The sequence below is a fragment of the Vibrio sp. 1078-1 genome, from assembly GCF_033340475.1.
The window spans coordinates 624,625-643,824 of the sequence record NZ_JAWOWM010000001.1 but is presented as its reverse complement, the minus strand read 5'-3'; the positions used below and the strand labels follow the sequence as shown (position 1 = coordinate 643,824).

The 19,200-nt window shown below is 43.6% G+C and carries 17 protein-coding genes; 8 read left to right on the top strand and 9 right to left on the bottom strand.

Annotation, left to right across the window (positions count from 1 at the left end; translation table 11 throughout):
* Positions 1 to 62: 62 nt before the first annotated feature.
* Together R7190_RS02850 and R7190_RS02845 are read left to right on the top strand one after the other, a co-directional pair.
* A complete protein-coding gene (locus tag R7190_RS02850) occupies positions 63 to 950 on the top strand; it encodes a LysR family transcriptional regulator (RefSeq protein WP_025768470.1) in 888 nt (295 codons plus the stop codon).
* A 183-nt stretch (positions 951 to 1,133) separates the two neighbouring features.
* The gene (locus R7190_RS02845; protein ID WP_005375494.1) at positions 1,134 to 2,954 is read left to right on the top strand and encodes a putative bifunctional diguanylate cyclase/phosphodiesterase; all 1,821 of its coding nucleotides are present in this window, start codon (positions 1,134 to 1,136) and stop codon (positions 2,952 to 2,954) included.
* 106 nt (positions 2,955 to 3,060) lie between these two features.
* Here R7190_RS02845 and R7190_RS02840 read toward each other — a convergent pair whose 3' ends face one another.
* Together R7190_RS02840 and R7190_RS02835 are read right to left on the bottom strand one after the other, a co-directional pair.
* Positions 3,061 to 4,344 (bottom strand): peptidoglycan DD-metalloendopeptidase family protein, encoded by a 1,284-nt coding sequence (locus R7190_RS02840; RefSeq protein WP_025768471.1) that lies wholly within the window; start codon positions 4,342 to 4,344, stop codon positions 3,061 to 3,063.
* A 124-nt stretch (positions 4,345 to 4,468) separates the two neighbouring features.
* Positions 4,469 to 5,098 carry a hypothetical protein gene (locus tag R7190_RS02835; protein WP_017635850.1) on the bottom strand — a complete coding sequence of 210 codons (630 nt, stop codon included), beginning with the start codon at positions 5,096 to 5,098 and terminating at the stop codon, positions 4,469 to 4,471.
* A 200-nt stretch (positions 5,099 to 5,298) separates the two neighbouring features.
* Here R7190_RS02835 and R7190_RS02830 point away from each other — a divergent pair, with 200 nt between their 5' ends.
* The 4 genes from R7190_RS02830 (at position 5,299) to R7190_RS02815 (ending at position 10,653) form a co-directional block, all read left to right on the top strand.
* Positions 5,299 to 5,700, top strand: a complete 402-nt coding sequence (locus R7190_RS02830; RefSeq protein WP_025768472.1) for a GFA family protein — start codon at positions 5,299 to 5,301, stop codon at positions 5,698 to 5,700.
* 153 nt (positions 5,701 to 5,853) lie between these two features.
* On the top strand, positions 5,854 to 6,525 hold the full coding sequence (locus R7190_RS02825; protein WP_005375484.1) for a YoaK family protein: 672 nt from the start codon (positions 5,854 to 5,856) through the stop codon (positions 6,523 to 6,525).
* Between the two features lie 455 nt (positions 6,526 to 6,980).
* Positions 6,981 to 8,345, top strand: a complete 1,365-nt coding sequence (locus R7190_RS02820) for a YjiH family protein (RefSeq protein WP_005385171.1) — start codon at positions 6,981 to 6,983, stop codon at positions 8,343 to 8,345.
* A gap of 436 nt (positions 8,346 to 8,781) precedes the next feature.
* Complete coding sequence (locus R7190_RS02815) at positions 8,782 to 10,653, top strand: methyl-accepting chemotaxis protein (protein ID WP_025768473.1); 1,872 nt, start codon at positions 8,782 to 8,784, stop codon at positions 10,651 to 10,653.
* 144 nt (positions 10,654 to 10,797) lie between these two features.
* On the opposite strand, the gene R7190_RS02810 is transcribed toward R7190_RS02815, so the two are convergent.
* From R7190_RS02810 to R7190_RS02800, 3 genes are all read right to left on the bottom strand, one after another.
* The gene (locus tag R7190_RS02810; RefSeq protein ID WP_080276968.1) at positions 10,798 to 11,139 is read right to left on the bottom strand and encodes a hypothetical protein; all 342 of its coding nucleotides are present in this window, start codon (positions 11,137 to 11,139) and stop codon (positions 10,798 to 10,800) included.
* 232 nt (positions 11,140 to 11,371) lie between these two features.
* Positions 11,372 to 12,529 (bottom strand): amino acid permease, encoded by a 1,158-nt coding sequence (locus R7190_RS02805; protein WP_005375474.1) that lies wholly within the window; start codon positions 12,527 to 12,529, stop codon positions 11,372 to 11,374.
* A gap of 723 nt (positions 12,530 to 13,252) precedes the next feature.
* A complete protein-coding gene (locus tag R7190_RS02800; protein WP_054577105.1) occupies positions 13,253 to 13,564 on the bottom strand; it encodes a hypothetical protein in 312 nt (103 codons plus the stop codon).
* Between the two features lie 141 nt (positions 13,565 to 13,705).
* On the opposite strand from R7190_RS02800, the gene R7190_RS02795 reads away from it, so the two are divergent.
* The gene (locus R7190_RS02795) at positions 13,706 to 14,038 is read left to right on the top strand and encodes a helix-turn-helix transcriptional regulator (protein ID WP_031780945.1); all 333 of its coding nucleotides are present in this window, start codon (positions 13,706 to 13,708) and stop codon (positions 14,036 to 14,038) included.
* Positions 14,039 to 14,149: 111 nt separating this feature from the next.
* Here the strand turns inward: R7190_RS02795 and R7190_RS02790 are convergent, their stop codons facing one another.
* From R7190_RS02790 to R7190_RS02780, 3 genes are all read right to left on the bottom strand, one after another.
* Complete coding sequence (locus tag R7190_RS02790) at positions 14,150 to 14,530, bottom strand: hypothetical protein (RefSeq protein WP_005375467.1); 381 nt, start codon at positions 14,528 to 14,530, stop codon at positions 14,150 to 14,152.
* Between the two features lie 167 nt (positions 14,531 to 14,697).
* Entirely contained in the window at positions 14,698 to 15,084 is a 387-nt protein-coding gene (locus R7190_RS02785; protein ID WP_186585185.1) for a GlcG/HbpS family heme-binding protein, read from the bottom strand.
* A 9-nt stretch (positions 15,085 to 15,093) separates the two neighbouring features.
* Entirely contained in the window at positions 15,094 to 16,062 is a 969-nt protein-coding gene (locus R7190_RS02780) for an aldo/keto reductase family oxidoreductase (RefSeq protein ID WP_186585183.1), read from the bottom strand.
* A gap of 154 nt (positions 16,063 to 16,216) precedes the next feature.
* Here R7190_RS02780 and R7190_RS02775 point away from each other — a divergent pair, with 154 nt between their 5' ends.
* Positions 16,217 to 17,092, top strand: a complete 876-nt coding sequence (locus tag R7190_RS02775) for a LysR family transcriptional regulator (protein WP_186585181.1) — start codon at positions 16,217 to 16,219, stop codon at positions 17,090 to 17,092.
* Positions 17,093 to 17,101: 9 nt separating this feature from the next.
* Here the strand turns inward: R7190_RS02775 and R7190_RS02770 are convergent, their stop codons facing one another.
* The gene (locus tag R7190_RS02770) at positions 17,102 to 18,859 is read right to left on the bottom strand and encodes an SgrR family transcriptional regulator (RefSeq protein ID WP_186585179.1); all 1,758 of its coding nucleotides are present in this window, start codon (positions 18,857 to 18,859) and stop codon (positions 17,102 to 17,104) included.
* Between the last annotated feature and the right edge of the window lie 341 nt (positions 18,860 to 19,200).

Below are 19,200 nucleotides of genomic sequence, written 5' to 3'. Positions count from 1 at the left end.
ATTTGATACTCAAAGATGATAATCAGCTAAGTTGGAAAGGAATTAATTCCCAAGGAGATACAATGGACTGGATTCAAAGCGTGAAGAGTTATATTCGTGTGGTCGAAGAAGGTAGCTTTAATGCCGCAGCGCGGAAACTCAATACCACCAGCTCAGCTATCAGTAAGCGAGTTCAATGGCTAGAAGATAAAATTGGCGTTCAACTACTCAAACGTACGACCCGCTCAATTAGCCAAACTGAAGCTGGTGCTCTGTTTTATCAACGAGCAAAAAGTCAGCTTGATTCATGGCAATCGGTATTAGATGAAACTCGCTCAGTCAACCAATCACCAGCGGGGCTATTAAAGATTGGGGCAACGTTGGCCGTTGGTTCTAAATTTCTAGTTCATTATCTGGATGATTTTCTTGATAAATATCCAGACATCACACTTCAATTAACAACAACGCTACCAGGTCAATTGCCAGAGCTAAGCTTAGACCTGTTTATTAGCCGGGAATTAGAGCAACTGAACTCTCTGAGTTTCAAAGCCACTGCGCTTTTCGAACATAAAGCCCAGTTTTACGCTGCGCCTAGTTACCTAAAAAAATACGGCACCCCACAATGCGTTGAGGATCTGACAGAGCATAATGTCCTGATTTGGGGAGAAAAACCCTCACGAGAAATCAAAACAAATCGAGGCAAACGTATCAGCTTGTCCGGTAACTTTGCCACGACCAACCCAGAAGCGCTGTTTCATGGTGCCAAAAGAGGCATGGGTATTTTGATGACGAACAACGTCATGATCAAAGATGACCTCAAATCCGGCGCGTTAGTCCCTATCCTGCCCGATATCACAGCGGATAAAGCCACTGTATATGCCTACTATCCAAAGCTGGATTATCAGCATACCCGAACTAAGCTATTCCTCGATTATCTCAAATCACGATTAGAAGAGGAGAAGCGCGCCTAGCTTAGCGTTTTTATCGCTATAGCTTTAAAAGGTTCAAGCATAAAAACATGAAAATAATGATTTGTTCGTTCACAAAATTTGAAAAATCTGCCTTAGTAACCGATAGTTTATTTGATGCATATCAAATAATAATTCGTCGTGTCTTACACGATATGTAAATAACAACGCTAGGTGAAATGCTCAATGGGTCAGGTACAAATCAGTTTCCACAAAATTGATGAGATATTGAAGCTAAACGGCACGGCTCAGCTAAACCGAGTCACGCTAGATATTCATCAACACTTGCAGAGCCATTGCACTTGCGTTGTAGAAGTTGCGCATCTTCAGCATTCGGCTCATACCATTTCCTTCGCCAGCAATGGAAAAATTACAGACAACCTAAGCTACCACCTTTCAGGCACCCCCTGTGAAAAAGTGGCGAAAGACATTGGCGAACATATTTTCTATCAAGACCAGGTATACAAGCGTTTTCCTGAAGATCAGATGTTTCAAGAAGATGGCATTCAAGCTTACATTGGCCTGCCATTGAAGACACAAAATGGCGAAGTTCTGGGAATTTTACTGTCTACCTTTACCCGAAGCATCCACGCGAAAGAAGCGCAAGATATCCTCGACTTCCACCGATTTTATGCCAATGTCATTATTCATAGCTTACGTGAAAAGTGGGTCAGTGAACGTTCAGATAAGCTTCTTAATCAGCTTAGCTATGAGGTATCGCATGATAACCTAACTGGACTGCTCAACCGTAGCTGTTTAGCTGATACCTTGGAGACATTAACGCAGCAGGCGACTCGCCCATTCAGTTTGGCGTATCTTGATATCGATAATTTCAAATCGATCAATGATATCAACGGAAACTATATCGGCGACCAAATCATTAAGTTCACAGCTAACGCCATTCAACAGAGCTTGTCGTCGCCAAACAATGCGTTCCGTGTTGCAGGAGATGAATTCGCCTTCATCACGTACGACGAAGATCCTGTCGCCGTGTGTCAGGAAGTACTCGACAAAATTGAAAGCGGCTACAGCGACAAATCTAACCGGATTTCTTTCACCGTTAGTATTGGTATTGCACGTGCCCCAGTACATATGTTGAACAGCGATGAGCTGATTTTGAATGCCAGTCTCGCTCTCAAAGATTGTAAAAAACACCGCGATACACGGATTCAGCATTACGACACACACCTTAGTGCTTTATACCACCGTAGGACGCAGCTTATTGAGGCAATGCGAATCCAGCTAAGTACTGATATACAAGACAGCGATGAGTTGTATGTAGTGGTTCAACCGATCGTCGATATCACGAGCGACCGCTGGAATTACTTTGAAATTTTGACTCGTTGGAATAGCAATATCTATGGAAATATCTCTCCAGCGGAGTTCATTGAAGCTGCCGAACAATCAGGCCTGATTATCGAGTTAGGTGAACGGATTATTGAACTCGCGTGTATCGCAAAGCAAGAACTCGAAGCGAACCTAGGCTATAAAGTCAAACTCTCCATCAATTGCTCAGCGTATGAGCTGGTTGATTCCAACCGTTATATTAATCACTTAACCAACATGGTTGAAAAGTATCAGCACGAAGCAAAAGACTTTGTTATAGAGCTCACCGAGACCGTCTTACTCTCACAAAGTGGCCGTGAACAGATGGTACTTAACTCGTTGCGATACTTGGGTTTTAAAGTCGCACTGGATGATTTTGGTACGGGATACTCAAGCTTGAACTATATACACAATTATCCAATTGATAGCATCAAAATCGATGCTACCTTTGTGCAGAACATGCTCTCAAATACAACCTCTGAACAAGTAGTGTTTTTGATAGCGCAATTGGCAGAGCTGCTTGATGTGGATTTGATTGCCGAAGGCGTAGAAGACGATAGAGCACTACAAAAGTTAATTGAAATGGGCTGCCACTACATCCAAGGTTATTTTTACTCTCGTCCACACAGTGTTGAAGAAATCGTACACCTGATAAATGAACGTGAAGTGCGGAGTGCCTAACGTACTGAACAGACTGCTGTCATAGAATTCAAATCTAGTTAATGCACAAAGTAAAAGAGACCAAGCTATGCTTAGTCTCTTTTTGTTTTTTAAGCGAAGTACTTTATTACAGCACTGCTTTCTCTTTATCGCGTAATAGTCTATCCATTTCATCTCTGTTCGCGACAAAAGTAGCCATCTCTTTCTTAGGAACAGAACTCGCCATTGGGATATTTGCTCGCATAGCGTTAACTGGACGGCCGTATTCAATCAACTCATAGTGAAGGTGTGGCCCAGTCACTCGACCTGTTTTACCAGAAAGACCGATACGCTGGCCTCGAGAAACCTTTTGCCCTTTCTTCACCAAAATCTTACTTAGGTGTAAGTAACGGGTTTTGTATTTGCTGCCGTGCTCAACAACCACGTAGTTACCCGCATAGGGGTGTTTACGAGTCATGATCACTGTACCATCACCAGTAGAAACGACTGGTGTACCGGTTGGTACAGCAAAGTCAGTGCCGTTGTGCGGCGCAACACGCCCCGTTACTGGATGTAAACGATTAGGGTTGAAGCCAGAACTGATACGCCAACGGCTACTTACAGGGTAACGCTGGAATGCGCGCTGTAAGCTTTCACCTTTGGCATTGTAGAATTGACCATCAGTATGAAGGTAAGCGGTGATCTCGCGGCCGCGATTATAAATCTTAATCGCCTCAATTTCGTTCTTACCTGTTGGTACACCATTGATGCTTTGTGAGCGACGAACAACTTCAAATCGATCACCTGCACGAAGGTCACGTCCAAAGTTAAGTTGTTCTTTGAGTAAGCTTACGACTTGACTCACTTCCGCCGACGTTAAACCTAAACGACTCGCAGAAGAAGAAAAACTGCCTTGAATAACGCCAACTAAAGGCTCTTGGCTCCACACGCCAGGAATGGAAATATCAGTAAAGTCATAGCTACCATCACTATTCAGCTTGTAGACCACTTTATCTGCAATAGAAAATTGCAGTTCCATTTTCGCTAACTCGCCTGTCGCATCATCACGCCAGAAACGGAGCGTATTGCCCGGCTTAAGTGTATCAAGTGCCAAGTAGTTCAAATCCGTTTCCATTACTTTCATTAACGAGCTGTAACCGAAACCGAGCTGACTAAAAATAGTGCTTAGGTTGTCACCTGCTTGGATTTGATATTCGAAGTTCGGGGGAGTGACAACTTCGGCAGTTGTCGCATCAAGAATTTTTTCAACGACCTGAGATTCAGGTAGGTTCAATGCGATGGTTTTGGTTAAAGATGACTCTTTGAGAGAGTGAGAAACACCAATCGCAACTAAAACTGGCAAGGAGTATAACAGCAGCGCTCTACGACTTGTCAGATTCGGCAACCGTCTTGTAATTTCATTTGTAGACACGGGAATTACTATCTCCTTTCAAACAAGGCTCATAGCTTATGCATTCCCGAATAAGAAATCACTAGGAAATTTCGAGATCTAGCGCAGAAAATACTGAATTTTTACAGAACTCAAAAAAAATTCATCACTGTTGCATATGTAAGTTATTCCCTACACGCTGTAATGTGGATGAATTGAATTGATTTGGCGTGTCTGCCATTGCTTGATCGTCACCGTGCGCTAAATATGAAAGCGTGATAGTTGTATCACTTTTCCATTCGAGCTGAGTAAATTTCACGCGGTCACCAACAAAAATACTGTCTAAAAGTACAACTCGGCTCGGCACGGGGTCAAACTTGAACAAGCCAACATAGTTAAACGAACCGCTACCTTGTGTCGTTACAATCATCGGTGCAACAACCCATGAAACACCTTCAATCTCACGCTGACTAATCGACGCAGTTGGGACAAGTACCTGACCTTTCGTCGCACCTGCATCATAGTCACCTATCAAATAGCCGTTTTCTTTATCCCACTCATCAAGAAAAGTGACCGCACCCTGCTCGGGGACTTGGATCGTCCAAGGATTACGTGCAGTGATACCAAGCGTCTCTTGCACAATAACGTTAGTTTCTACTTCTGTTTGAGGAAACTTAGCCATGATCTCGTCATCAGACAAACTAAAACGATAAACACCCGCGATCACAACCACAACTAATAAAACGATTGGAATAAGTAGAATAAGTGGTATCGGCAGGATTTTTTTGTGAGTCATGAAAGCTTCCTTGTTTCAAGGTATAAACGAAAAGCGAGTATACCATTGTATACCCAAATGATTTCACCTCTTCAAGTGTTTCAAAATTAAACTAAACTGATTATATCCAAATAGTTTCAAGTCCAGAGCTCATAACGAGCTAGTGACACAAGCTCTGTGCTCTAGGTCTATTGGTGTATTGGGACAAATAGGTAATCACGATGACAAAAACCATTCATACATGCGAGTGCGCCTGCGGTTTAGTTGAGATCCGTTGTAAGGGAGAGCCCACCCACACGTCTGTCTGCCATTGCTTCGAATGCCAAAAACGAACTGGCAGTGTTTTTGGGGTACAAGCTCGCTTTGAAAAAGAGCACGTCACTTTAAACGGTGAAGTCACTAGCTATACCCGAATTGGCGATGATGGCAGTGAGGTTCAGTATGACTTTTGTCCATCCTGCGGCACGACAATGAGGTTGTTCGTTGCTGCATACCCAGAAATCATGATCATTCCCGTCGGTCTATTTACCGATAAAGAGTTCCACCAACCTACCGTTTCAGTCTATGAACAAATGAAACACGGGTGGGTGAGTTTCGAATGCACAACGGAACACATCTGCTAGCGGGCAATCCACGTTCACATATTTACTTTGGCTCGGACAAACACCCTATAAGTGAGATTTTTTTGAGAATGATCAATCGAGTTTTACTGTAAAGGGTTTCGTAACTCGGTGTGAGCGTTATAATCGGCTCCTAATATTTGGTGGGGGTTTATTGTGATTTCCAGACTTCCTCGTTGGGTGGAATATGGCGCGTTTCTACTAGCTCTTCTCGCGGGCTGCGTCAACGCCGTTGGTCTTCTCGGCTTTCAACACCAAGCGATAACTCATCTTTCGGGAACCGTAACTCAGCTAGGGAACAGCTTGCTAACAGGTGTGGATAGCTCCATTCACCTGCTCTTCATCGTATTTAGCTTTTTGATTGGCGCTGCCTTTAGCGGCTTTTTTATTGAAAGCAGTGCGTTAAAGCTAGGACGAAGATATGGTGTTGCACTGTGCATAGAAGGAAGCTTGCTCTTACTCAGCTTGGGCTTTTTGGTGCAAGGGGATTTGTACGGCCAATATCTAGCATCAGCAGCATGTGGATTACAAAACGCAATGATCACCACGTTTAGCGGCGCAGTAGTCAGAACCACACATATGACCGGAATCATCACCGATCTAGGGATTATGATTGGAGAGAGCTTGAGAGGTCGTCAATTTGACCGACGTAAAGCAAAATTATTCCTATTCATTTTCTTTGGCTTTTTGTTTGGCGGCGTCGCGGGAGCGGCTCTATTTACGGTATATGGTTTATATACGCTGGTTTTCCCAGCAATATTGGCTTTTTCTACAGCTCTGATTTACTGGAGTTACCTATACATACTTAGCCGTCAACAAAAAGCATAAAATTTCGATCCGATTGAAGCGACATACTTCAATCGGATTTGGCTCAATAGGTTCACACTGCAACGGTACAAGAAACGCTGAACGGCATTTTGACACTGCTAAAAACCTTAGAATAGATAAGGCTAACTGAATTTCTGGCTAAGAAGTTAGTCAGATCAAAATCACATTTGTTTACCATTTTATTATTCCAGTCACAATGCGCCCCATAATTCACTGCGCAATTCGCCTCTCGTGCTACAATTTTCTAACACACGCAACATATTCGCATACACTTAGACGTTATTTGACCAATTACCCGACAAATCGGCTGAATAACTAGATGTATTTAATGAATAGTATTGCAATGGATGCAGTTTGCGGGTACCCTCCGCAAAACTGTGATTAAATACGGATGTTTAGTGAATATTTATGTCATGGAAATGGCAAGTATTGACTAGTAGTAACACGAGACAACTATGCATAACACCACTAATGCTACTGAAGCTCCTAAGGGCAACTTTTGGATGTTTTTCATCCCTTCCCTAATTGGTCTTCTACTCTTTATGGCTCCGATCTCTTACGATGGCGGCCTAACCATTCCCGTTGCAGTGATGGCAAAAGTCATCCCAGCGGTGTTAGGCGATACCTTGATTGCTATCGTCACCAGTATCATCGCTTTCATGGCCGTTGCTTCTGTTCTTTGCAAAATTTTTAAGCCAGCTGCAATTTTACGTAATGGTTTTTTAAACGGTCTCTTCAACCCATCTCCACTTTGGCTCGTTGTTCGTTTAATCGGCGGCGCTGCCGTGTTAATGACGTTTTTCCAAGTGGGTCCAAAAGCAATTTGGGAAGAGAACACTGGCGGGCTTGTTCTTACTGGTCTCCTACCTACTCTGTTTGCCGTTTTCATTTTCGCGGGTTTACTGCTTCCGCTTCTTTTGAACTTCGGTCTTCTGGAGCTATTTGGTGCGTTACTCAGTAAAATAATGCGTCCGGTATTCAACCTACCTGGCCGCAGTGCAATTGACTGTATGGCATCTTGGTTAGGCGACGGAAGTGTTGGTATCTTGCTAACCAGCAAGCAATACGAAAATAAGTTCTATACTCAGCGTGAAGCGGCTGTTGTCGGGACCACTTTCTCAGCAGTATCGATCACGTTTAGCTTAGTTGTTATCGCTCAGGTAAAACTAGAGCACTTATTTTTGCCTTTCTACGGCGCTATCTGTCTAGCTGGTATCGTAGCTGCGATTGTCATTCCTCGCCTGCCTCCGCTTAGTCTGAAGAAAGATCGCTACATTGACGGCAGCAACCCTGATAAAGACGCAGATGCAGTGCCAGAAGGCCACACCACATTCTCTTGGGGTATGGATCTAGCTCTTAAGCGTGCTGGTCAAGTCACATCGGTTCAGTCTGTATTTAAAGAAGGCGTACACAACGCAGTCGACATGGTATTTGGCGTATTACCTGTAGTGATGGGTCTTGGTACCGTTGCATTGGTGATTGCAGAATACACACCTGTATTTGCAATTCTGGGTCAACCGTTTATCCCATACCTAGAGCTACTGCAAGTCCCTGAAGCTGTTGCAGCATCACAGACAATCGTTGTTGGCTTTGCGGATATGTTTATTCCAGCAATTTTAGCGGCCTCAATCGATAACGAAATGACACGTTTTGTTATTGCAGCAATGTCAGTAACTCAGCTTATCTACATGTCGGAAGTAGGTGCCCTACTGTTAGGCAGCAAAATTCCAGTAAACATTGTAGAGCTCTTCGTAATTTTCATTTTACGTACGTTAATCACGTTACCTGTGATTGCTGGCGTTGCTCATCTTATTTTCTAAAATCGAGACGTCAATTAACAAAGGCTCCGCATCGTCGGGGCCTTTTTTATACCTAAAACTCCGTCCACATTAGGCTTTTAGTAAAAAGCTCATAATTTACAAAGACAAAACTTCAACAAAACACCTGTCAGCACCAACAAAATTTTCATCACCTCACCTGTAAAGCCAGTTAATGCCACTGTTTGTTAAGCAATTCTTTTCATTATGACGATTTCATTAATTGAGCTCGCAAACATGATCACACTCACAAGTTTTAACGTAAATTGTCGGTTTGTTTAAATTTAGTTAAAAAAGACGACAAATGAGTTCATGTTTTTGACAAAGATGTCGATAAAAATATAACCAAACACAATAGGTTTCTCTTTACGCCCAATTCGCTCGGTTTAAAAGAGGCGAAAGCAAAGTGGAACCAACCGGGAGAATCAGAGGAAAGCTCATGAAATTCAGACATAAGGTTGTCACAGCCTCTTCATTTTTGCTGCTAATTACCGTGTCGTTATTGTCGACACAACAAGTTATGACCATCCGCTCCCAAACTCAGGAGCAAATCGACTCAAGTGTAAACGAGATATTGACCAGTGTTGGTAACACTGTGCAATCAGAAATGAATGCAAAGAAGGATCTCGCTCGCTCCATTACTGAAGTGATTGAGCTTGATCCCAGTTCACATAGCTATGTTCAAAACATACTTGAAAGACCGACGCCAAAAAGCAGCTTCCTTGCCATCGGTTTTGGTTATGAAAGTAATGGCTTTGTGATTGAAAATGACGACGGCTGGGATGCGGGTCCAGACTACGACCCACGTCAGCGTCCTTGGTTTATTGCAGCTAAGAGCAAAGGCGATTTGGTCGTAACCGATCCGTACGTCGATGCGTCTTCGAAAAACGTTATCATCTCTGTTGGTACGCCAGTAAAAGAAAATGGCCAGTTTTTAGCCGGTATGTTTTATGACCTCGAATTAACTACCCTTTCTGATCTGGTCAACCAAGTGAATCTGTTTGATGCTGGTTACTTATTTCTGATCACCGCTGATGGCACAACCATTGCTCACCCTCAAAGTAAGTATAACGGCGAGAAAGTCGGTAGCTACCTCCCGCAAATCGAACTTACGCAATCAGCACAACATGTTGAGATTGATGGCAACCGCTACATGGTTAACCTGACTCACATTCCTGGCGAGAACTGGTACGTAGGTTCGGTGATCGATGAAGCTGTTGCCTATTCTGCCGTAGGAGAGCTTCGTAACAACGCTATTATTTATTCAATCATTGCCGTGATTGCATCTATTATCGCCCTAACTCTGTTGATTCGCACTCTCATGCGTCCTTTGGACACGCTAAACAATGCGATTAAAGATGTAGCATCAGGGAAAGGCGACCTTACACAACGCCTCGAAACAGATACTGACCAAGAGTTTTCTGAGCTTGCCACAAACTTCAATACGTTCATGGAGAACTTACAACAGCAAATCATTGAGTCGAAACGTATTTCTGATCAAATTTTAAACGGAACTCAAATCACCGCTGAGGGCGCAAAAGACTCGGCAGGCGCAATTCACACTCAGCTGCAAGAGCTAGAACAACTTGCTACCGCGATGCATGAGATGTCTGTCACCGCGACAGAGGTTGCTAATAATGCGCAAGGTGCGGCAAGTGCAGCTAAAGAAGCCGACCAAGCAACGGTTGAGGGGTCTTCTATCGTTGGTGAATCGACACAAACGATAAACATGCTTTCCGATAGCATTGACCTTGCAGTCGAAGAAGTACAAGTGTTGGAATCTGCTACCGCCAATATCGAAACGATTCTAAAAGTCATCAACGATATTGCGGACCAAACAAACTTACTCGCGTTGAATGCCGCAATCGAGGCTGCACGTGCGGGAGAATCTGGCCGAGGCTTCGCCGTTGTTGCAGATGAAGTACGTACACTGGCACAACGTACTCAAGAGTCGACAACAGAGATTCGTACTATGATTGAGCAACTACAATCTGGCGCTTCATCTGTGGCAAATGCCATGCATCAAAGCAAAGGTAGTGCTATAGAGGCCGTTGAAAAAGCGGGTTTAGCAAATAGTGCGTTACAACGCATTCGTGACGCGATTCAGCGTATTTCCGATATGAACTTGCAAATTGCCTCAGCAGCGGAAGAGCAAAGCCTTGTCGCTGAAGAGATCAACAACAATACGGTGAATATTAAAGACCTATCGACTCAAGTCGCCGAATCGGCAAATCGAACCAACGACGCGATGCAGGCGCAACAAGAAGATGTACATAAACAAGATCAAATCTTAAATAGATTTACTGTCTAACACTCATCTAAGCAAAAACAGCGAGCACCGGCTCGCTGTTTTTGTTTTTAACCCTCAACCCTAGTATTGGTCGATGTTACATGTGCCATGTTGTTGCTATTAAGCTCAACATTACAAGAACGCCGACTATGTGCCCTTTCAAGTTTAATTGAACTCGACATGGATATAGCGATCATTAGAACGGCGATAATAACGGTCGTCCACTTTTAGATAAGTGAAATCTCCAATCTTTATGTAGGTACTATTCCGAGGAATTCGGTCATGGTAATAGTAACTGCGCCTTGGTCGTCTGGTCTCCACATAAATAACGTCACGATGTTTGTGTTTATGCTTGTGCTTGCGCTTGTGTTTATGATGGTGGTGATGAGCATGATGGTGATCGTACCGATGTCCATGCTTATGCTTCGGGTCAGCCACCGCTTCTGTACTCAACACACCTAAAGACAACATAACGCCAACCATGGCAAAAGATAATTGCTTTGACACAACAGAGCCTCTTATTCATATCAACATCGATATAATAGAAGGGTGAATCACTGTACATGTCAGCCTTTCGCTAAGGAGTTTTACTAAAAAGTCAGCGCTAACCGTGATTATCAGAGAAACGTCAAACATCACAAATGCTGATGACTTCGAGTGGCCTGGGTTCGGCTATGAATACAAAAAAGCCGCCCGTTTGACTACGAGCGGCTCAGTTTTTAAATAAGCTAGCGTGATTTTATACTGCTTGGGCAAACAGCAAGAAACAGCCGAATAGGAAGATCATGCTCATTCCCATTGCGCCGCCACCAGCTTCATAAATATTGTCATCTTCTACCGGCACTCGGCGCACTTTCATGGTCATTGATAATGGGACAAAGACCGCGAGAAACACAAGAATAATCCCCGCGTAGCTGAGAATAGCTAGGAAGTGTTCTGGCGCAAATACAGCACCTAATAGTGGTAGCACAAAAGTAGTAACAAAAATCACTGGCTTACTTGCTTTCAGTAGGTCTGCATTTTGATCATATAGCGCCATTGCAACACCTAAGAACGACGTTAGCAGTGCCAAACCAGTAAACATGGATAGGATGAACTCTAAGCCCTCGTATTGCTGACCTAGTACCGAGATCAACTCTGTTACGTTGGAGTATTGAACAAGCTCATGAGGTGGTAGATTGCCGACAACCGCTAACAACCATAATAGGTAACAAACAAGCGGAATAGTTGAGCCCACGATAATCATATTACGCAGCTGTGTTTTACTCGCTTCTTTGTTGTAAGTTACAAGCGATGGGATCACGACCATAAAACCGAAACTGGTGAAAAGCACCGAACTGGTTTTGATAAGTGCCATTTTATCGTCGCTCACAACCTCATCAAGTCCTTCAAACGAGACGCTTGGTGCAAGCGCAAAAAGTGTCAGGATCAGCGCTACGATCATGCCTAGGAACAAACCGCGATTCAGCTTATCTACTACCCCTGTACCTGCCGAAACAATGATACCAACTAAAAGAGTAAAACCGACTTGGCTTGAGATCGTAGATGTTGGAAGCCCAATTGAGGCTGTTACTTTTTGTACCAGATCACCCGCACCAATGATGTAAGCCATTAATAGACAAACTAACAGGGCGTAAAGCAAGCTGTTGGTTACCAACTGGCCTCCTTTACCAAGCGTTTCGCGAGCAATTGCATTCATGCTCACACCACCACCTACTTTGCAACTGGCTTCAAGAAGGAGCAGCGCAGCATAAGTCGTTCCAGCCCAGATGAACAACATAAGAAGAGTGCCCCAAAGGAGGCCAAATTGAGCAAGCACCATTGGTATAGCAAGCATACCAGCGCCAAGAGCAGTACCTGCAACGATCAGGGAGCTGCCGACAAGTTTTAGGTTCACGGTTAATACCTCTAAATTCAATCCGTTAATTTCTCGCCAGTTGTGCTTTATCTAAAGCACACAACAAAACGCTCCGACTTAGTCAAAATTTGGTTACAAGAGCACTATGTTACAAGAGCCCTGTATGGCTAAGAAAACACGCAACAAAAGGTGGTTAATCATTTGCACATGAACACTTGAGAGTCGTTTTTGGCGATGTCATCGTTGATGAAATGTGCGCAACTTTGGGTTCGAAGCAAAATTGTTCATCTTAATTCATCAACCCCATTCGTTATGAATGGATTTGGTTCGAAAAGATTGTAAGGCATAAGCAGGACGATTGAAAAGCAAAAGGTCAATCTTATAGCGATATATTTTAACAACTCTTATCTTTTACCTAAGATGTGTTGTTTTTTTCGTCACTAATTAGTCTTTTATCGCTTAAAGAGAAGGAAGAACGTGCTCAATGGCTCAATTTGGCTGGGTGTACAGATTAATTTACAGTTTAAGTGAAGGTGTTAGATTCCAAGGACGTAGCCTAGATCGGACAATATCGCTATTATTCGCTGCGTACCGACACTGTTCGGTTCACATACCTCTAAACACTGATTTACGGTTCGAAAATATAGGTAAATGAGTGTCCGAATGCTGGGTGTGGTTCCCCAGCATTTGCATCCTTTCTTTTAGATGTCATCAATTGATCGAAATTGCGTAAATCTTGTATCGCCCGACTTTACGACTGTGTTAATACGCTTTATCTAGCGCGCCAATGATATAAGTTAACACTGGAATACCCATATCGGCGACCTGCTTCTCAGTCTCACTCATATTTTCATGCGCGATCCGCAGCTCTACTTCACTTATCGATTCTTTGTGAAGGTAAAGCTCTTTGTAGTTCATCAATCGCTGTTGTGACTGTTGAATCAGTGTCACAACATTCTCTTTAGTCTCACGATGTTGCTGATCAATTTCACTAAATAAATGATCTAAAATGCGTTGCATTTTGCGAATAGAAGCTTTCGTTTCTATTGATTTGTATGATTGATACTTTTCCATTGAGTTAATAACTGACTAAAATATTTACGTTTTTATAAGACAGTTATTTTTATACTGATTGCAAAGCAGGTAAATATGTGGTGGTTAAACTGGTCCACTTCTTGCTACGTTTAGGTCAAAACTGTCCTTTCAGGAGAGCACATGCAGGTAGACCCTATAATTCAAGCACTGATCGCAAGACGAAAATCGAATGGCCTCTCCCGTGAGCAAATGGCAAACATCGCTGGAATGAGCGTAAAAACATATCAAAGGATCGAGCGCGGAGAGTCCGATCTTAAACTCTCACAATATCGTGCCATATTGCGTTCGCTTCATTTGACTGACCTAGATATTGCTTTAGATGTACGTGATGTTCAGCATGTCACAGCAAATGACCTAACGGCCGTGGCGAGATTGCTCTCACCGGAAGCTCAGTCCCTGCTCGTTCGCCTATTATCGTTAGTCCTTGAACAAAAGAACAAGAAAGGTGATTAACGACATTGCTCATACCCAAACGATGAATGCCCTGTTGAGCGTTGAAACATGAATCGTTTAGACAAAAATAAAACTCGTCAAATGACGAGTTTTATTCTTTATATCAGTCCGTTACTCTAGGCTTTTCAATTCCGATGTATCAACGCCTTTTATTGCATCTTTCGCCACTTTATCAGGATCAAAGACATCACGTTCTTCATATGAATTATCAATCATGCCTTGTCCTATCGCGGTTGCCTGCTTTTGTAACTTGTTACCCTCTACCTCACCAGCATCCCAGCCTTGCCGATAATCTGAGTCGGTTTGATACCTTGTTTCGTCCTTAATATAGTGTTCAAAATCATTCCCTGCCTCTTGCATACCACTATGCCGACCGTCATGAAAGCCTTGGATATAAGCTTCATCATAACCGCTCTCTTTTAACGCGCTGTCACTCGTACCACAGCCTGAGAGGAGAACAAAAAATAGCGAAACGAATACCTTATGAAACATATTTAGGCCTCAAAGCTTTCAAATAAATTAATCATAGTTCGCGATTTCAACTTCTGCTTACTTCAGGCTATTAGATAGCATTGTGACTCGACGAAGCCTGTGAACTTGAGTCCCTACAGTGAGTACAAAGCTGGACAAAGCATCACACCTACTGATAAACATTATACTCAACGCGCGTTTAATACTTCCATCGCAAGTGCTTCATCATCTTGCTCAGCCAAACCACTGATACCAATTGCACCGACGACTTTCCCCTCTTGTTCTACAGGTACACCACCCATAAAGCCTGTGATCTTCGGGTCAGTCCAATAACTCAACTGCTTACCCGTCTCACGAGCCCAAGCACCCAGATTGCCGCTAGGCTGACAGTCTCTAGCCGAGGTGTAAGCTTTGTTATGTGCCAACAAACCTGCTTGCACACTCACATCATCCATTCGGGCAAAACCGAGCAATTCTCCATGTGTATCAACCACGGCAACCGCAATGTTCTGCTTGCGAGCAGTCGCAATTTCCAATGCCGTTTGAATCAGAGTTTGAACTTGTACGTATTTCATTTTTCTCTCCTACGGGATCTCATGACCAAGGGTTTTCTCGAACAAGCCATACCAATGGCTACGTGATAGCGTGACGTTCTCTACTTGAGCACAAGCGCGAATACGCTGTGGGTTTGCAGTACCAATAACAGGCTGAATTTGGTTTGGATGACGCGTCAGGAAGGCTAAAACAATCGCCTCAGACGACACGCCATATTCAGCTGCTAGCGCCATTACCATCTCCGCCGTCTGTCTGGTGTTGTGATCATCAGAATGTAAGCCACGCTCTGAGAATCTTCCTTGCGCCATACTGCCCCACGCTTGCAGTTGGATATTGTGCCTACGGGCATGTTCCAGTGTTCCCGCAACGTAGTCAGATGCGGACGAAGGAAGCCCCATACCTTGCTTGATGAAGTCAGACTTAGCCAGACTCATTTCCAACTGGTTCGCCACAACAATTTCGCCCGTTGCTTGTTGAAGAAGATCAATTTGAGCACTGTTCATGTTAGAAACACCGAAGTGGTTAACTTTGCCAGCTTGTTTCAGTGCTTGGAGCGCTGTGCCCAGTTCTTCAAATTCAACCAGAGGATCAGGACGATGCAGCATCAAAACATCAAGGTTTTCCACGCCAAGGCGCTCAAGAATGCCCTCAACAGAAGCCGTCACCCATTTGGCAGAGAAGTCATACTGCTTAACACCTTGCTCATCTCCTAGACGGATGCCGCACTTGGATTGCAGATAAATTCGCGCTCGTAAGGTTGAGTCATTGGCTAAGATGCACCCAAACACTTCTTCTGCCTTACCGAATTTGTAGATATCCGCATGATCAAAGAGATTGATGCCAACCTCTAATGCAGCCTCGACAGCGGCATAAGCTTGGTTTTCATCTTGGGCGGTTAATGGGTTGCGATTCCACTCCCCTCCAAGTCCCATACAGCCGAAGACCAAGCGGCTAACGTTAGGTAAGGTTTTGGCGAGCGGTAGTGTTGGATTGTTCATCGTTATTCTCACTTTTCCGATTTCTGCATCTTCAATTTCTTAAGTTAACTCTAACCATCTTACCGTTCGTAAAAATTAGTTTAATACCGTAAAATCGAATTCATTATCCTCGCTACCGAACAATTAAAGCGAACAATAAAGACGAGCAATCAAGATGGCAGATTATAAGAGAATCGAAAAACTGATGCTGTTTGCTGAAGTGGCTCAAACACTTAACTTTTCTAGGGCAGCGGAGCAACTTGGCATTTCTAAAAGTTACCTGTCGGAACAAATCAAGCGCTTGGAATCGGAACTCGCAACGCCTTTGATTGTTCGAACCACACGCAGCGTGAGATTGACGGCAGAAGGTGAATCGATCTTTGCACAAGCGGAAGATCTCAAACGCCGCGTAATGGAAATGGAAAAGAGTTTAAGTCAGCGATCTGAACAAATAGACGGTCTGATTCGTCTTACCGCTCCCAAGATGTTTGCTGAAGCGGTGCTGCATGATTTGTGCGTAGCGTTTCGCGCTTTACATCCAAACGTAGAGTTCGAGATCCTTTCTAGCTATCAAGCGTTTAATCTGACAGAAACCAGCGTTGATTTTGCGTTTCGAGCGACAAGAACGCCGCCAGAGAATATGATTGCTCATCACCTTTTGGACTACCACCACTGGCTGGTTGCCTCTCCTCAGTATCTGCAAGAAGAAGGTACGCCGGAGACATTAGATGATTTACAAGAGCATCAATGCTTAACCACATTGCATCAAAAAGAGTGGCCGTTAAAAACGGGAACAGTTCAAACCCAAGGTTGGCTTTCAAGCAATGAAAACCGCTTACTCAAAGAATCAGCCCTGTCTGGCAATGGCATTGCTCGGTTAGCAAGTTACTTTGTCGAACAAGACGTTGAGCACTGCCGTCTAGTGCAGGTTCTATCGGAAGAAACCGACCACCAGCACAACGCGGTTTACTTGGTGTACCCACAACTTATCTATCAATCGGCGAAAACCAGAGCCTTCATTGAATTTGTGAAGCAGCACTTTGCTCAATAACTAAAGTAGTTAATCCGCTGACCACACCGAGCGAATATCTGGCCAACCCCAGTTAGTAAGAGCGACGTCTTCTAAAACACCTTGGAAACGCAAAGTTTGTGTATGGTGGAACATGGGTGCAATCCAGTATTCGCTGATCAACGTCGATGCAATTGGCTCCAATGCATTAAGGTAGTCCTCAAGTGGAACGAAAGATCTGACTCTCTGTAGTTGTTCATCCAACCATTGTGCGTTCTTTTCTCCCAAAGTGTGGAATAGCACAGCGTTGCTGAAGAAGTTCGTGAACGCTGAGGCATGACGATTATCATCTAGGTTTATGTTCGTCACGACCATCGTCTCATTTAGCTCACCATTCTTAGCTTTCTCGTTCAGCTCACGATAGGAATACATAACAATTTCTACTTTACTGCCAACACTCGCCAAACGATTAGAAATAGCCCGCGCACAGCGACGCAACGCGGTATAGTTATATCCTGCTATCGTAATGTGTTTAGGTAACTTAAGCGGCTCACTAAACGGACGGAGCACTGGCTTCCAACCTGGTAGCAGGTTATAAGCGGGTATACTCCCAAATACAATATTCTCGCGGCGCATCACTTCGGCCAAGTGCTCAGGTTGAATTAGCTCACTAATATAACGGCGCTGCGCTAAAGAGAGTTTGTGCTTAGCGTGCTGATTAAATAAGGCGAATAAGCAACCATCTTCTATTCGACTACGCTTGCTCGCCGATGAGTTTTCTCGGTTTTGCGTCGACATATAGTGTCCACACAAATCCTCCTCGGGCGAAGCATCCCTTTGCAACGTATTTGCTGCCAATGACGGGTTCTCCATTTGCTCGTCATTAACAATCCAGATAGTCACCAAATCCGTTAGAACTCTACATGCATAGTAACCATTAAATGCTTGCAGTTTTAAACGACTTTCATTGTGCTCGACAACAGAGAATGGGCCACTTCCGACCACCAGCTTGTTATTCGCTACGTTAACTTGGCTTACTGGTTGAATGCCGTATTTCACTCCAGAAATAAGTCCAGCAAAGCCCAAGTCAGCTCGATTAAGCTTAAAAACAACTTTCAATGGCGTTGGCGCAGTAATGTTAGCAACATGTGCCAACTCTTTTTCGTAATACTGTAGTGAACTCAACTTTGCAAACAAGCTAACCACTGTTTCTGCATCAATGGAATTACCATTATGAAAAGTCAGACCTGGACGAAGGTAGAAAGTCCATTCGTAGGTGTCTTCGTCATAACGCCAGTGATGTGCGAGTTCTGGTTGCACTTTCCCATTGTGATCACTCGAAACTAAGCAACAATAGATTTGCCTTAATAAGAAACGTTCGCTGCTACGCTGAAGTTGATGTGGAACGACGCGCTCAAACATTCGCTTATAGGTTAATTGAATATTGAGCTGTCCTTCTTGCACAGAAGCACCAGACGTTGTTTTTAACAAACGGCCAAATGCCATTTCGTCTTCATCTAATATCGCCAGTGCTTTTTCATACTTGCCTAACTTGATACGTTCAAGAGCCAAGCTCTCTTTTAAAACGTCTAACTCCATATTCAGAATAAGAGTCGATCGTTGGTTCCGCCCAGCTTTCGGGTGCCAGCTCAACCACGCCTTCTGCTGCATCTGCGTTAGCAGGCTACGAGCATGCCGAGAAGAAGTGAACATGATGTCGGCAATGTCCTGTAACGTGGTTTTTGTTTCATCACCAACGCTAAACGAGAGTAATCGTTGGTAATAGCGAAACAAATTGAGATCAGACACTGAATCAACCTTAGATCTGTGAAGTTTGTGGATAGGAATAGTTTACTTAAGTTGGCGGTAATAAAATAAGAAAACTTCCTAATTATCTGTTCCCCTTTTCCACAATTAACCTCCAAATTCGGCTTTAAAGCCCCATATATTTACGTTATTAGGAAAAAAGCCAACAAAAGCACTCTCTTTTTTATATCCCCTTTTATACACATAATTTACTCGTCAGCTAAAGGAGGAAAAAATGAAGAAGCCAATGATGGCGTACTTTTTTCAGCAACGCCTAGCTCAATCGAGTAATAAAATAGAAGTGATGACTCTGGTTTATCTTAACGATATGTTCCAGTGGTCAT